The 14,050-nt window shown below is 47.6% G+C and carries 14 protein-coding genes, 2 tRNA genes and 1 pseudogene; 13 read left to right on the forward strand and 4 right to left on the reverse strand.

Annotation, left to right across the window (positions count from 1 at the left end; genetic code table 11):
- Nucleotides 1–96: 96 nt before the first annotated feature.
- Nucleotides 97–169: transfer RNA gene (locus ACLTOQ_RS02210), tRNA-Pro, on the reverse strand.
- Nucleotides 170–454: 285 nt separating this feature from the next.
- Here ACLTOQ_RS02210 and ACLTOQ_RS02215 point away from each other — a divergent pair.
- From ACLTOQ_RS02215 to spoVAE, 5 genes are all read left to right on the forward strand, one after another.
- On the forward strand, nucleotides 455–1,015 hold the full coding sequence (locus ACLTOQ_RS02215) for a VanZ family protein (RefSeq protein ID WP_337562874.1): 561 nt from the start codon (nucleotides 455–457) through the stop codon (nucleotides 1,013–1,015).
- A 66-nt stretch (nucleotides 1,016–1,081) separates the two neighbouring features.
- Nucleotides 1,082–1,152: transfer RNA gene (locus ACLTOQ_RS02220), tRNA-Trp, on the forward strand.
- A 146-nt stretch (nucleotides 1,153–1,298) separates the two neighbouring features.
- Nucleotides 1,299–1,670, forward strand: a complete 372-nt coding sequence (locus ACLTOQ_RS02225; protein ID WP_412318632.1) for a helix-turn-helix domain-containing protein — start codon at nucleotides 1,299–1,301, stop codon at nucleotides 1,668–1,670.
- A 188-nt stretch (nucleotides 1,671–1,858) separates the two neighbouring features.
- The gene (locus tag ACLTOQ_RS02230; RefSeq protein WP_412318633.1) at nucleotides 1,859–2,995 is read left to right on the forward strand and encodes a DUF3810 domain-containing protein; all 1,137 of its coding nucleotides are present in this window, start codon (nucleotides 1,859–1,861) and stop codon (nucleotides 2,993–2,995) included.
- A 125-nt stretch (nucleotides 2,996–3,120) separates the two neighbouring features.
- The gene (spoVAE, locus tag ACLTOQ_RS02235) at nucleotides 3,121–3,477 is read left to right on the forward strand and encodes a stage V sporulation protein AE (RefSeq protein ID WP_262585521.1); all 357 of its coding nucleotides are present in this window, start codon (nucleotides 3,121–3,123) and stop codon (nucleotides 3,475–3,477) included.
- 5 nt (nucleotides 3,478–3,482) lie between these two features.
- Here spoVAE and ACLTOQ_RS02240 read toward each other — a convergent pair whose 3' ends face one another.
- A complete protein-coding gene (locus ACLTOQ_RS02240) occupies nucleotides 3,483–3,974 on the reverse strand; it encodes a DUF5721 family protein (RefSeq protein ID WP_262585522.1) in 492 nt (163 codons plus the stop codon).
- A 486-nt stretch (nucleotides 3,975–4,460) separates the two neighbouring features.
- Between ACLTOQ_RS02240 and ACLTOQ_RS02245 the strand changes: the two genes are divergently transcribed.
- The 8 genes and pseudogenes from ACLTOQ_RS02245 (at nucleotide 4,461) to ACLTOQ_RS02280 (ending at nucleotide 12,533) form a co-directional block, all read left to right on the forward strand.
- Nucleotides 4,461–5,300, forward strand: a complete 840-nt coding sequence (locus ACLTOQ_RS02245; protein ID WP_021914479.1) for a DegV family protein — start codon at nucleotides 4,461–4,463, stop codon at nucleotides 5,298–5,300.
- 524 nt (nucleotides 5,301–5,824) lie between these two features.
- A pseudogene (locus ACLTOQ_RS02250) lies at nucleotides 5,825–6,004 on the forward strand (IS607 family transposase); the annotation flags it as partial.
- Entirely contained in the window at nucleotides 5,967–7,130 is a 1,164-nt protein-coding gene (locus ACLTOQ_RS02255; protein ID WP_412318635.1) for an RNA-guided endonuclease InsQ/TnpB family protein, read from the forward strand. The pseudogene ACLTOQ_RS02250 and the gene ACLTOQ_RS02255, both read left to right, overlap by 38 nt.
- A gap of 176 nt (nucleotides 7,131–7,306) precedes the next feature.
- Complete coding sequence (locus tag ACLTOQ_RS02260; protein ID WP_412318636.1) at nucleotides 7,307–8,908, forward strand: xylulokinase; 1,602 nt, start codon at nucleotides 7,307–7,309, stop codon at nucleotides 8,906–8,908.
- Nucleotides 8,909–8,976: 68 nt separating this feature from the next.
- Complete coding sequence (locus tag ACLTOQ_RS02265; RefSeq protein WP_118496014.1) at nucleotides 8,977–9,678, forward strand: L-ribulose-5-phosphate 4-epimerase; 702 nt, start codon at nucleotides 8,977–8,979, stop codon at nucleotides 9,676–9,678.
- Nucleotides 9,679–9,693: 15 nt separating this feature from the next.
- On the forward strand, nucleotides 9,694–11,202 hold the full coding sequence (locus ACLTOQ_RS02270) for an alpha-N-arabinofuranosidase (protein ID WP_412318638.1): 1,509 nt from the start codon (nucleotides 9,694–9,696) through the stop codon (nucleotides 11,200–11,202).
- 2 nt (nucleotides 11,203–11,204) lie between these two features.
- The gene (locus ACLTOQ_RS02275) at nucleotides 11,205–11,465 is read left to right on the forward strand and encodes a DUF6171 family protein (protein WP_262585526.1); all 261 of its coding nucleotides are present in this window, start codon (nucleotides 11,205–11,207) and stop codon (nucleotides 11,463–11,465) included.
- 9 nt (nucleotides 11,466–11,474) lie between these two features.
- Nucleotides 11,475–12,533: an ArsR/SmtB family transcription factor gene (locus tag ACLTOQ_RS02280; RefSeq protein WP_412318640.1), complete on the forward strand. Its 1,059-nt coding sequence runs from the start codon at nucleotides 11,475–11,477 to the stop codon at nucleotides 12,531–12,533.
- 77 nt (nucleotides 12,534–12,610) lie between these two features.
- Here the strand turns inward: ACLTOQ_RS02280 and ACLTOQ_RS02285 are convergent, their stop codons facing one another.
- A complete protein-coding gene (locus ACLTOQ_RS02285) occupies nucleotides 12,611–13,345 on the reverse strand; it encodes a response regulator (RefSeq protein ID WP_337623052.1) in 735 nt (244 codons plus the stop codon).
- A 116-nt stretch (nucleotides 13,346–13,461) separates the two neighbouring features.
- The gene (locus ACLTOQ_RS02290; protein ID WP_021916382.1) at nucleotides 13,462–13,755 is read right to left on the reverse strand and encodes a DUF1294 domain-containing protein; all 294 of its coding nucleotides are present in this window, start codon (nucleotides 13,753–13,755) and stop codon (nucleotides 13,462–13,464) included.
- Between the last annotated feature and the right edge of the window lie 295 nt (nucleotides 13,756–14,050).

Below are 14,050 nucleotides of genomic sequence, written 5' to 3' on the forward strand. Positions count from 1 at the left end.
GCTAAACAGTATAAGAAGAAAATATTAAAAGTCCAGAAAACCGCGTAAATACAACAAAAAACCGCTGAGTCGCAAAACTCAACGGTTTTTAATCAGTCGGAGTGACAAGACTTGAACTTGCGGCCTCTTCGTCCCTAACGAAGCGCTCTACCACCTGAGCCACACCCCGATGTGCCGTATTTCTCAACCGGACAAATGATATGATACAGCATAATCGGACAGAAGTCAACACTTAATTTGAAAAAACTTCACAAATTAGGTTTTTCTGTTACAGTTTATTCGTACCGTTTGAGTTGTTCATAAAAAATTAAGGGTTTCTTTCTTGCAAGAAATGGAAATATAGACTATATTAAACGGACAAAAGGCAGGCACAAAAAGGACAGGCGGTAAGCTCGGAGCAAAGGCTCCCTAAAGGATACGATAAGCTGTCTGTGATCTGCAGAATGGAGTGAACATGAAATATTTCTGGTTGACCATAAAGAAGATGTTTCGTTTTTTATTAAAGCCCTTATCCTTTGTACCGGCGCTGTGCGTGATGTATATGATCTTTTCCTTTTCCGCCCAGACGGCGGACGAATCCGGACAGCTGAGTATGCTGGTCAGTGAAAAGGTGGTGCTCCTGCTGGGAAAGCTGACCTCCGGCAATCTGGATACTGCGCAGGTGGGAGTGTATGTAGATGAGATTCATTTTCTCGTAAGGAAGATGGCACATTTTAGCGAATATTTTTTGTTGGGACTGACACTTTCCCTGCCCTTATATGTTTATCGGCTGCGGGGCTTTTGGCTCGTGCTCGCTGCCGGATTGTTCTGTGCCGGGTTTGCCGGTCTGGATGAGTACCATCAGATGTTTGTGGCAGGACGCTCGCCGGCGCTTCGGGACGTGGCGATCGATACGGCAGGAAGCATCACCGGAATTTATATGACAAGGATCATCGGATTTATTGGGAGAAAAACGATATTTGCACCCCTTTCGATGGAAAAGCGCAGAGAACGGAGAAAAAAGAGATTTGTATAAAAAAGTAAAAAAAAAGGCTTGCAAAATTAGAAAGTATCGTGCTATAATATCACTTGTCAGTTCGATAGGGGCATAGTTCAAAGGTAGAACAGCGGTCTCCAAAACCGTCGATGTGGGTTCGATTCCTACTGCCCCTGGTATTGCGGGAAAGTCAGAGAAGACGATATCTTTTCTGGCTTTTTCTTGTTTTATTCATGACAATAAAATGCTCGCAGAGCGTGCATTCTATTGTAGCAGCTCGTTTAGGGCTTTGTTTTTTGGCTGTCAGCCGGGGGGATTTTTTATGGAACAGAAGCATACGCTAGAGGAGAATGGGTATTATGCACAGGTCACAGATCAGCTGATTGAAAATATCGGGTATCAGATGATCCGCCGGAACTGGTCGATGAAGACGCTGGCGGATAAAGCGGATCTTCCTTATGAAACCGTAAAGCATCTGATGGCAGGAAAAATCGGCAGACCATCCTTTATCAGTATTCTGAAGATTGCAAATGCACTGGAATGTTCGCTGGATGATCTGGCAGGACGGAATAATCCGGCGCTGGAGGGACTTCGCAGGCTGGCAGACCATGCGGATGGAATGTATCAGATTTTTGCGGAAGTAGAACATTTGCTGTATCCGAACTTCATGATGCAGAGAGAAAACAACAAATAGCACAAATAAAAAATGAAATGATAAAAAAGTACTGTGAAAAAGAGAGAAGAATCGGTGAACAACCGATTCTTTTTTGTCACAAAATGTTCATAATCGTTTACAAATCGTTCAGCTTCTTATCGGCGGCAACCGGATATACTGGATAGTAGGAAGGTACAAGGACAGGTTGACGATTAGGGGATGATCAGTTGAAAAAAAAGGTATGGGGCATTTTGTTTCTGGCAGCGTTGGCGTTAAATGTGTTGGCGTGGAAAAGCAGCAGCTTCTGCGATTTTTATGCGGAATCGGTTTTTCCGGTATGGAGCAGCATTTCCACGCGGGTGATGTCGGTTTTTCCGTTCAGCGTCGGAGAGAGCATGATCGTGCTGGGGATTTTGTTCCTGACAGCGTTTGCAGCTGTAGGATTTTTGCGTTTGACTGTAAAAAAAGCGTGGAGCAAAAAATTGTTTCACAGCTTTTCCTGCGCATTTTCCTGGATTTTTCTGGCACTCGTCTGGGTTATGACCTGTAATTGTTTTTTGCTGTATCATTCTTCGGCGTTTGAGGATCGGTATATGGAGCAGGTGCGCAGTGAGAACTACTCCAAGGCAGAGCTTGCTGTGCTGCGGGATTATATTGTGGTCAATGCCAACGAGCTTGCAGAGCAGATGGAGCGGGATGCAGACGGCTATCTGATTTATAAGGGAGACACGAATCAGGCGGCTGTAGAGGCGATGCAGCAGGTCGGCACAGATTATGGACGCCTGCAGGGCTATTATCCGCAGCCGAAGGAGATTTATTTTTCGGAGCTGCTCAGTCAGACCTATAGGATGGGGTACTATTTCCCATTTTCCATGGAAGCAAACTACAACGGAACGATGTATATTGTAAATAAGCCCTCAGTGATCTGTCATGAATTTGCACATTTAAAGGGCTTTATGCAGGAGGATGAGGCGAATCTGATCGGATATCTTGCCTGTATCAACTCAGACGATGCATTTTTCCGCTACAGCGGCTATATGGGCGTACTCAATTATGTGGAAAAAGAATTTCGTGAGAGCATTCAAAAGAGCCGGAAAGAATACGCGAAGCATCCGCAGATTTCTGCACAGGTTTATGCGGATAACATGTTTTTGACCCAGGAAGCATGGCAGACTGTCGAGAAAAAGGCGGTTGTCAGTACCAAAACAGCGAAAAAGGTTTCCAACGCGGCGACAACGGCTTCTCTGAAATTAAACGGAGTGGAAGAAGGCATGAAAGCGTATGACGGTGTGGTGAAGCTGCTGCTGGATTATTATGACGGTGTGCTGTACGGGGATGTTTTGGTGACGGTGGACGCAGAGTGACGGTCTAAAAAGCGTGCAAGACATTATTCAGAGTGTATAAAACAGGAATCTGCTGCGCATCCTGACAAAAACGGCGGTGCTTTTTGGAAAGAAACTGCCGGGAAAAGGAAAGGGGCGTGTGGGCGATGGACTATTTGAATGCATTCTGGGTAGGTGGTCTGATTTGCGCGCTGGTGCAGATTTTGATGGAAAAGACGAAGCTGATGCCGGGGCGGATTATGGTGCTTTTGGTCTGCTCGGGCGCAGTGCTGAGCGCACTTGGCTGGTATCAGCCCTTTGTCGATTTTGCCGGGGCAGGGGCGAGCGTGCCGCTGCTTGGCTTTGGGCATACGTTGATGAAGGGCGTAAAAGAAGCGGTGGAACAAGACGGATTTCTCGGATTGTTTACGGGAGGCTTTCAGGCAGGGGCTGCCGGAACTGCGGCGGCGCTGATTTTCGGATATCTGGCGAGCCTTGTTTTTAAACCTAAAATGAAAAGATAAAAGTATTATTCCCTGCAGGCGATTTCCTTGCGGGAAAGAAACTGGCGCATGGTTTTGTCCCACTGCGCGTCCAGTGTTTTATCGAAGACAAAGGAAGAAAAGGCGGTTCCGGTCGTCAGGCGGATGGCGGAGCCGTCATATTTTATGGTCAGGACCAGCGCCTGAACCTGTTCCGGTTTTAAAGACGGATCTGCGCCCTTCATGACGCCGGGGACATACTGGGGCATGAGATGCAGGACGAATTTGAAGGAAAGAGGCGTGTGTTTGCCGCGGATCATCTGAAACAGAACCGGACGGATGAATTTCCAGGGCAGAAACAGGTAGCCGGCGTCCGGCGTTTCATCGTCCTGATAAAATTCGGGATTGACGCGCCCGTCGATTTCATAGGAAACGGCGCAGGAAACCGAAGCCTTCTCCAGCAGAAAAGAGTCAAAGCAATCCTCTGTCAAAAGCTTCGCCATAAAATGCTTCATTTCAAGAATCTGAAAAGCGGTCATATAATCAATCCTCCATTCCGCGGGCGCTTTGTGCTGCTGCGCGGTTTTTTGTGATATGCGTGCCGGTCAGTTGTGAAACAGTTCACCCGCGCCATTCGCAAAAACGCGTCTGCGACGCTTTGTGCTGCTGCGCGGTTTTTGTGATATGCGTGCCGGTCGGTTGTGAAACAGTTCACCCGCGCCATTCGCAAAAACGCGTCTGCGACGCTTCCCGCTGCTGCGCAGCTCCTTTTGCTCATGAAGCGGCGCTCCCTTCGTAGCTTTTTTCAGTCAGATTTTCGTGCGAGCACGAAATCTTCCTTCAAAAATCCACGAGTGAACTGTGGTATCAGTATATCAGAGATGGGGTTTTTTGGAAATACCCTTTACAGGAACAGTCAGAACGTGTTATCATATGTAGTAATGAAAACTACATGGATTGGTTTTGAGAATATACGAGAAGCCGTGGTGCGGCAGGCGCAAAGCGCCTGCGGTATGGAGGAAAACATGAGTTATAAAATCGTTGTGGACAGCTGTTGTGAGCTGCCGGAGAAATATAAGAAGGATCCGCATTTTGAAATCGTACCGCTTGGTCTGGAGGTCGGCGATTACCGGATTATGGACGATGAGCATTTTAATCAGAAGGAATTTCTGGAGCAGGTTGCCTCATGTCCCCAGTGCCCGCGTTCCTCCTGTCCGTCGCCGGAGAGCTATCGGCAGGCGTTTGAATCGGAGGCAGAGCATATTTATGTGGTAACGCTGTCCGGCAATTTGAGCGGAAGCTATAACAGTGCCATGGTCGGAAGGCAGATGTATCTGGAAGAGGACGAGTCCAAACAGATTTACGTCATGGATTCCTGTTCGGCTTCCTGCGGAGAGACACAGCTTGCGCTGCTGGCAGCTTCCCTGGAGGAACAGGGACTTCCCTTTGAAGAGGTGGTAAGCCGTCTGGAAGCGTTCCGCAGTGAGATGAATACGTATTTTGTCCTGGATAATCTGGAAACTCTGCGTAAAAACGGCAGACTCAGCGGTATCAAGGCACTGGTTGCATCTACCCTGAGCATCAAGCCCGTTATGGCAGGCACGATGGACGGCAGGATCGAGCAGATCGGGCAGGGCATCGGCATCCGTAAGGGTCTGCAGAAGATGGCGGACGCAGTGGTGCGCAATGTGGCAAGACCGGAGGAAAAGACCCTGATGATCACCCATTGTAATTGCCCGGAGCGTGCAGAAAGCGTGAAGCGGATGGTGACCTCCAAGGTTTCTGTAAAGGATGTTGTGATTATGGATACTGCGGGCGTCAGCAGCATGTATGCCAATGACGGCGGCGTTATCGTGACGATCTGACGGACAGGAAATACGAAAAGAAGAGAAATGAAAGGCGGCTGTGCGGTAATGTGCGGCCGCTTTTTTGTTTTTTATTGTTTTTTATTCATCACTGGAAGGATCGGTGTTTTTCCGGTTGTACGCAAAACGAGGCAGCTGGAACAGGAAAAAGGCGCAGTTGAAAATGAAAAGGTTGTGGTTCATAAAAAAATAAAATATTCTATAAAATCCTAAAGAACAGATTGACAATTAAATTGCGATCTTTTACTATAAAATTATCGAAAACATACAAAAATGGCAGAAAATCGGAATAGAAATTCCCGGAATAAGGAGGTTATCAACAGTTAAATATAAATTATAAAATCATATAAGTAGATGTTGAGTTTTCTGAGATATTAGAGCAGAATATTATTGAAAGAAGTTGATACTTTGAGTAAATATTATTCTGATGAGCAACTCAACCAGGTAATAAATGTAAAGCCTAAAAACCGCATTACAATTGGATATTGTCGCGTTTCCAGCCATAAACAAATTTAGAATGACAGATGGATAATACTGAAAAATCTGAACGGAAGGAATTTGTTGAAGATCTGGTTCAAATAATCACAGTATTCAGCTGCAAATTACAAGGAAAACGAGCGAACAAAGCGAAGAAATTTATCCGAGAATTGATGCAGGAGGAGACCGATGGTAAAAGCCATAAAAGTAATGTTGATCCCAAATAATGTACAAAAAACTAAGCTGTTTCAGTACGCAGGTGCTTCAAGATTTGCTTATAACTGGGCTTTGGCCAGGGAAAAAGAAACTTATGAAAAAGGCGGCAAATTCATTTCGGATTCAGAACTCAGAAAAGAATTTACAAGGCTTAGACATTCTGAGGAATACGCATGGTTATTGAATATTTCTAACAATGTAACCAAGCAGGCAATTAAAGATGCCTGTACTGCGTATCAGAACTTTTTCAAGGGTTTGCAAAAATTCCCAAGATTCAAGTCCAGAAAGAGATCCATGCCGAAATTCTATCAGGACAACGTTAAGATACAATTCAGTAATACCCACGTTAAATTTGAAGGCTTTTCTTCCAGCAGGAAGGCAAATAAGCAAAAAAGGAATTGGGTAAGACTTGCAGAACATGGACGTATTCCGACAGATGCTAAATATAGGAATCCGAGAATATCCTTTGATGGGGTGAACTGGTGGATCAGTGTATGTGTGGAATTTCCTGATTGCAGGGAAACGCTGAATGAGGATGGAGTCGGCATAGACTTAGGAATCAAAGACTTAGCTGTCTGCTCTGATGCTGTTAAGTATAAGAACATCAATAAGAGTCAGAAAGTAAAGAAATTAGAAAAACAAAAACGCAGATTACAGCGTAGTATCTCTCGTTCTTACGAGAAAAATAAGAAAGGAGAAAGTTACTGTAAAACAAATAATGTAATCAAAAAGGAAAAACTTTTATTAAAACGAAATCACAGATTAACAAACATCCGTAAAAATTATTTAAATCAGACCATATCGGAGATCGTAAATCGAAAACCAAGATTTATATGTATTGAAGATCTGAATGTCAGCGGAATGATGAAAAACAGACATTTATCCAAAGCAGTTCAGGCACAGGGATTTTTTGGGTTTAGAAAACAGCTTGAATATAAGTGCAGCGATAAAGGGATCCAGCTTATTGTGGCTGATCGGTTTTATCCATCATCAAAGCTTTGCAGCTGTTGTGGAAACATCAAAAAAGATTTGAAATTATCTGACAGAGTTTATAGATGTGAGTGTGGGAATATGATTGACAGAGATTTCCAGGCATCTATAAATCTCAAGGCTTATGGAGAACGATTTGCAAGCTAACACTGAAACGTTAATGCAAATATGTACGGATACGTTAGTCCGGAATTTACGCCTATGGAGAGTACAAGAACTTGTGAGTAGATAGATATTTATATCATCAAAAGCATACTCGTTGAAGTAGGAATGAAACATAGAAGTTTATAACTTTTTATAAGTTTTCAGTAACGGATGCGGATGTGACGAAACGAGAAAAAATCATTTCCTGTATTCAGGAGGGGCGCGGGGTATTGGGGATCGAATTCGGTTCGACCAGGATCAAGGCGGTGCTGATCGACGAAAACCATAATCCCATTGCAGCGGGTGACCATGAATGGGAGAATCGTCTGGAAAACGGTGTCTGGACCTACCGTCTGGAGGAGATTTGGGAAGGGCTGCAGGACAGCTACGACAAACTTGCGAAAGATGTGAAAAACACCTATCAGATCCAGCTGACCCGCCTGGGAGCCATCGGATTTTCCGGAATGATGCACGGATATATGGCATTTGACCGGGAGGAAAAGCTGTTAGTGCCGTTTAGGACATGGCGCAACACGATGACGGAGGAAGCGGCTGCTGTGCTGTCGGAATGTTTTGCCTTCAACATTCCGCAGCGGTGGAGCATCGCACATCTGTATCAGGCGATTTTAAAGGGCGAGGAGCATGTGGAAAAAATCGACTATTTAAGCACCCTCGCCGGTTACATCCACTGGAAGCTGACCGAACAGCGCGTTGTCGGAATCGGAGAGGCATCCGGGATGTTCCCCATCGACTCTGCAGCCGGCGATTATGATGCAGAAATGATGCAGAAATTTGATGCGCTCGTGGCGGACAAAGGATTTCCCTGGAAGCTGCGGGAAATATTACCGAAGGTGCTGCGTGCCGGAGAAATGGCAGGCACGCTGACGAAAGAGGGCGCAAGACTTCTGGATCGTTCCGGGTGTCTGCAGCCGGGGGTTCCCCTGTGTCCGCCGGAGGGAGACGCCGGAACCGGAATGACCGCGACAAAGAGCGTGGAAAAGCGCACCGGCAATGTGTCCGCAGGGACGAGCGTGTTTGCGATGATTGTTCTGGAAAAGCCGCTTTCTGCCATGCACCGGGAAATTGATATGGTGACGACGCCGGCGGGTGATCCTGTTGCGATGGTGCATTGTAACAACTGCACGTCAGATCTGAACGCATGGGTCGGGCTGTTTGCGGAGTTTGCAGAATGTTTTGACATTAAAGCAGATAAAAATAAACTTTTTTCCACACTTTATCAAAAGGCGATGGAGGGCGATAAGGATTGCGGCGGCATGATCGCCTGCAATTATTATTCCGGGGAACCGGTGACCGGTCTGGAAGAGGGCCGTCCGATGTTTTTGCGCAGACCGGACAGTCATTTGGGACTTGCGAACTTTATGCGGTCACATTTATATGCGTCACTGGCGACGTTAAAGATCGGCCTGGACATTTTATTAAAAGAAGAGGACGTGAAAATCGATTCCATCACCGGACACGGCGGACTGTTTAAAACAAAGGGCGTCGGACAGAGTATTCTGGCGGCAGCCATGAACGCGCCGATTTCCGTGATGGAGACGGCGGGAGAGGGCGGCGCCTGGGGCATGGCGCTTCTGGCGGCATACATGCTTTCCAAAAAAGACGGACAGAGCCTTGGGGATTATCTGGACAGCCGGGTATTTGCTGAGAGAAAGTCAGAGACCATGGAGCCGGATCTGGCGGATGTCGCAGGCTTTGAGACGTATACGAAGCAGTATCAGGCATGCCTTGCAGCGGAAAAAGCTGCGGTACAGGCGTTCTGAAAAGATACAGGTGCAATGCTGCAAATTGCAGATGCCGCAAAATAGCGGCAGAAAACAGGGAGAAAACGATGCTGGAAGAACTCAAAAAAGCAGTATATGAAGCGAACATGGATTTGCCCCGGTATGGTCTGGTGACCTTTACCTGGGGCAACGTCAGCGGAATCGACAGAGAAAGCGGACTGTTTGTCATTAAGCCAAGCGGTGTGGAGTATGATCAGCTGACCCCGGAGGATATGGTTGTGATGGATCTGGACGGTAATAAAATAGAAGGAAGTTACCGTCCGTCCTCGGATACGGCAACGCATCTGGAGCTGTACCGGGCGTTTCCGAAGATCGGCGGAATCGTACATACTCATTCCTCCTATGCGACCAGCTGGGCCCAGGCAGGACGTGGGATTCCATGCTATGGAACGACGCATGCGGATTACATGTATGGGGAAATTCCGTGCGTGCGCTGTCTGACCCCGGAGGAGATTGCAGAAGCCTATGAGCAGAATACCGGCAGGCTGATCGTGGAGGAATTTGTCCGGATGGGAAAAGATCCGATGGCAGTTCCGGCAGTTCTGTGCAAAAACCACGGCCCCTTTACCTGGGGAAAGGATGCCAGAGAAGCGGTACACAATGCGGTCGTGCTGGAAGAGGTTGCAAAAATGGCATACCGGACAGAATCGATCAATCCGCAGGTAAAGCCGGCACCACAGGAGCTTCAGGATAAGCATTATTACAGAAAACACGGCGCAAACGCCTATTATGGACAGGAGAAACACTAGAACAGGAGGAACAACATGGCAAAGCTTGTTATCAACGAGAACAAAACAGAAGGACACATCAATCCGGAAATTTATGGACATTTTTCCGAACATCTTGGCAGATGTATTTACGAGGGGCTGTATGTAAAGGAGGATTCCGGGATTCCCAATGTCAACGGCATGCGGACGGATGTTGTGGAAGCGCTGAAAGAGATGCAGATTCCGGTGCTGCGCTGGCCGGGCGGATGCTTTGCGGACGAGTATCACTGGAAAGACGGTATCGGGCCGAAAGAAAACCGCAAAAAGATGATTAACACGCACTGGGGCGGCGTTGTCGAGGACAACAGCTTCGGTACGCACGAATTTTTTGAGCTGTGCCGCCAGCTGGGCTGCAAAACCTATGTCAACGGCAACGTCGGAAGCGGAACCGTACAGGAAATGTCCGAATGGGTAGAATATATGACCTTTGAAGGCGTTTCTCCAATGGCAGATCTGCGGAAGAAAAACGGACACGAGAAGGCGTGGAAGGTGGACTATTTTGGCGTCGGCAACGAAAATTGGGGTTGCGGCGGAAACATGACACCGGAATATTATGGAAACCTGTACCGCAGATATCAGACCTATGTGCGCCATTATCAGGACAGCGCCCCGATTCAGAAAATCTGTGGCGGCCCGAACGCAGGGGATGACAACTGGACGAAGAAGGTGTTGGAAACCTGCTTTGCAAGTCCTGCGCCCGAGGATGCTCATGGATTTATGGACGGTCTGTCCATGCATTATTATACGGTTCCCGGGGAAAGCTGGATGAACAAGGGTTTTGCAACGGAGTTTACAACTGACGGCTGGTATCAGGCACTTGGCAAGGCGCTTCACATGGATGATCTGATCAAAAAGCACGGCGCGATTCTGGATCAGTACGATCCGGAGAAAAAAATCGGTCTGATAGTGGACGAATGGGGCAACTGGCACGAAGTAGAGCCGGGAACCAATCCTGGATTTTTGTATCAGCAGAACACGATGCGGGATGCGCTTGTAGCTGCCGTGACGCTTAATATTTTCAACAAGCATTGTGACCGCGTGAAGATGGCGTGCATTGCGCAGCTTATCAATGTGCTGCAGTCCGTGATTTTGACAGAAGGCGAAAAGATGATTCTGACGCCTACGTATCATATTTTCCATATGTATAAATATCATCAGGATGCAGAGCTTTTGCACAGCGACTTAACCGGCGTCGACACGATCCAAAACGGCGAATTTTCCATTCCGGCGCTGCAGGAATCCGTATCCGTGCAGAAAGATGGCACGATCACGGTTACGTTGGCGAATCTGTCCGCAGAGCAGAGCTATCCTGTGGAAATCGCGCTGACGGAAAAGAAGAACCGCACTGTTTCTGCAAAGATCCTGACCGGCGCAATGAATGCGCATAACACGTTCGAGGAGCCGGATGCTGTGAAGGAAGAACCCTTTGAGGGTGTGGCGGAAAAGGACGGTACCCTGAGTCTGGAAATTCCTGCGTGCAGCGTCATCTGCCTGCGGATTTCCTGAAAATGGACACACAGAAGAAGCCTTGCTTGAAATGCCTGCTGCGGGAGCTTGACGAAGAAGCTTATATGAAACAGCTGCACCGCTATATTGTACAGCTCGACCCGGACGTAAAAACGGCGCAGCAGGTGTATGAAAAACGGCTGGAAGTATGTAAGGCGTGCGACTATCTGGAAGCCGGTACCTGTCTGGCATGTGGCTGTTATGTGGAGCTGCGGGCTGCGGTGAAAAAGAATCGCTGTCCGTATCGCCACTGGGAAAAGTAGACCCTGCGGATGGCTGACGTTGTGGCAGCATGGATCGACCGTGACAGGAGCGCGGACGGAAGAAGCCGGGTATCGCAGTCAGGAAAAGCAGGACATCGTAGCTGGATAAACCAGGAAAAAGGGGGGAGACGGATGCTGCATATCAGAAATCTGGAAGAGGGCGTGGAGCTGTTCAAGGTGCTTGGCTCGGATATCCGGGTGAACATCATTTTACTGCTGTTAAAAGAAAAAGAAATGAATATGAATGAGATCGCGGCCAGGCTGCAGATCACCAACGGCGCGCTGACCAGCCATATCCGAAAGCTGGAGGAGGCCGGGCTGATCCGTGTGACCCAGGACAGTGTCGGACATGGAAACCAGAAGGTGTGCAGCGTTTTGGAAACCCGAATCCTGGTGGAGATCGGGACGCAGGAGGAGACAGGCGAAGGCAGTATTTTCCGGGCGGAAATTCCGGTGGGGCAGTATTCGGACTATCAGGTATTTCCTACCTGCGGCATTTCCACGACGAAAAAGATGATCGGTGAAGTGGACGATCCCCGCTATTTTGCCCATCCGGATCGCGCGGAAGCTGGAATTTTATGGCTTTCGAAAGGCTATGTGGAATATCTGGTCCCGAATATCCTTCCGGCAGGACAAAAGATAGATGAGCTTACCTTCACCATGGAGATTTCCAGTGAGGCACCGGGCTTTAATAACGACTGGCCCTCTGATATTACCTTTTTATTAAATGACACGCCGGTTGGAGTGTGGACATCTCCGGGAGACTTTGGGGACAGGCACGGGCTGTTTACACCTAACTGGTGGTTTTCCGGATGGAATCAGTACGGACTGTTAAAAATGCTTGTTATCGATCAGAACGGGACGTATATTGATGGAATGAAAATTTCAGACGTTTCCACAACTCAGCTGCAGCTCGATTATAAAAGCCAGATCCGGTTAAAATTTGCCGTACAGGAGGATGCTGCCCATGTGGGCGGCATGACGCTCTTTGGCAGCGGCTTTGGCAATTACAGTCAGGGAATCCGTGTGCGGATGCGCTACAGCCCGATGGAAAAAGGGAATGAATGAGATCTTTAGAAGAATAGAGGTGCGGCCTCAGCTGATTTGTTCGCCTTTTTGTCAGCTGAGGCCGTTTCTTTTGTTTGCTACGCCTTTTCTCCCTGCGCTGGTTTTTTCATACAGGCATCTACCGATTTACGCAGAATCTTCGCTTCTCCAAAGCCCAGGCGGAAGGATTTGCCGTCCTGCATCGTTACCTTAAGCATGGAGATGGATCGGATCTGCCGCATGTTGAGCACCGTATTACTGGCAAGCAGGACAAAGTTATCATATTTGTTTAAAGTGCCGCAAAACGAAGCAAGGGACATATCGGTTGTGTAGTCTCTGCCGTCGGCAGTGTGAATGCAGACTTGACGGTTGTTTTTCGGCCAAGCGTAGGAAATTTGGTCCTCCGTCAGGTAAATGGTGTCGGTCTGGTTGCGGAATTCGAGTTTTTTTACCTTGCTGTTTTTAATGGACAGCAGATGGTCGATGGTTTCGGTAAGCTCGGAAACGACAATGGGCTTGTCCAGAAAAAGCGCATTATCGGGAAGATTTTTCGATTTGCGGTAGTCTACCTTATCGCAGCAAAAAACGATGGGGACATCTGTGCCATCGGCCCGAAGCATGTGGGAAAGCTCGATCGCATCGCAGCCGTCTTCTGTCATATCCATAAAAATTGCATCATAGATCATAGGCGTTACGAGGATAGATTCCTTACTGCCGAAAGAGTCCACATACAGGACACCGGTTGTATTCATGCGGCGGTCAGATTCCCGTCCGAGAAGGCGTTCCATTTGTTTTCGGTCCGCCATATGATCATCACAGATTGCCAAGTGCATAATGATACCTCCTGATCTTTTGTAAATAGCATTCAAAGATGCGATTTTGCGAATGGTGCGAGTGAACTGTAAATTTTTTAGCTGCGTTTTACAGGATGCCTGTAAGCGCCGGCCTGTTATAAGAGGGAAATGGAAACAGGACCGAACAGGATGTACAAAACCGCAGCGATCTGTAGGATTAAAATAGCGGGCATTCCCCAGACGAACTGTGGATGCAGTGTCTTGTGATGGAATGTATACATCCCGGCGATGCTTCCGATGCTGCCGCCGATGATGGCGAGCAGAAACAGCGTCGATTCCGGAATGCGCCATGCCTTGCGGCGTGCGCGGTTTTTATCAATTCCCATTGCAGCAAATCCTGCAAGATTTACAATCAGCAGATAAATTGCCAAAATCAGTAAAACATCCATTCAAAAACTCCCTGTATTTTTAAAAATTAAATCACTTCGTATTTATTATAGGATTTATTATAGGAGATCGAAAAAAAGATTGCAAGAAGCCGGGGCAAAAAAAGATACGAGTGAACTGTAACAAAAAGGGCTTCCGTGCCAAAAGCACGGAAGCCCTTTATTAGCGTAGTGCGCCTAGCGGCGCACGTTTCTAACGGGTTAAAGTCCCGAATCCGCCCGGTAGTGGGAAGGATATAGCCGAAAGCAAGGGTGTCCATCGTGAGATGGAATCTGAAGGAAGCTGGATGTGGGGAAC

The organism is Gallintestinimicrobium sp. (assembly GCF_046968865.1).
Lineage (GTDB): Bacteria > Bacillota > Clostridia > Lachnospirales > Lachnospiraceae > Gallintestinimicrobium > Gallintestinimicrobium propionicum.

Coding starts and splice junctions, on each gene's coding strand:
- ACLTOQ_RS02265 (WP_118496014.1), top strand. CDS start 8,977: ATGCTGGAAGAACTCAAAAAAGCAGTATATGAAGCGAACATGGATTTG.
- ACLTOQ_RS02275 (WP_262585526.1), top strand. CDS start 11,205: ATGGACACACAGAAGAAGCCTTGCTTGAAATGCCTGCTGCGGGAGCTT.
- ACLTOQ_RS02280 (WP_412318640.1), top strand. CDS start 11,475: ATGGCTGACGTTGTGGCAGCATGGATCGACCGTGACAGGAGCGCGGAC.
- ACLTOQ_RS02245 (WP_021914479.1), top strand. CDS start 4,461: ATGAGTTATAAAATCGTTGTGGACAGCTGTTGTGAGCTGCCGGAGAAA.
- ACLTOQ_RS02285 (WP_337623052.1), bottom strand. CDS start 13,345: ATGCACTTGGCAATCTGTGATGATCATATGGCGGACCGAAAACAAATG.
- ACLTOQ_RS02240 (WP_262585522.1), bottom strand. CDS start 3,974: ATGACCGCTTTTCAGATTCTTGAAATGAAGCATTTTATGGCGAAGCTT.
- ACLTOQ_RS02255 (WP_412318635.1), top strand. CDS start 5,967: ATGGTAAAAGCCATAAAAGTAATGTTGATCCCAAATAATGTACAAAAA.
- ACLTOQ_RS02215 (WP_337562874.1), top strand. CDS start 455: ATGAAATATTTCTGGTTGACCATAAAGAAGATGTTTCGTTTTTTATTA.
- spoVAE (WP_262585521.1), top strand. CDS start 3,121: ATGGACTATTTGAATGCATTCTGGGTAGGTGGTCTGATTTGCGCGCTG.
- ACLTOQ_RS02225 (WP_412318632.1), top strand. CDS start 1,299: ATGGAACAGAAGCATACGCTAGAGGAGAATGGGTATTATGCACAGGTC.
- ACLTOQ_RS02290 (WP_021916382.1), bottom strand. CDS start 13,755: ATGGATGTTTTACTGATTTTGGCAATTTATCTGCTGATTGTAAATCTT.
- ACLTOQ_RS02270 (WP_412318638.1), top strand. CDS start 9,694: ATGGCAAAGCTTGTTATCAACGAGAACAAAACAGAAGGACACATCAAT.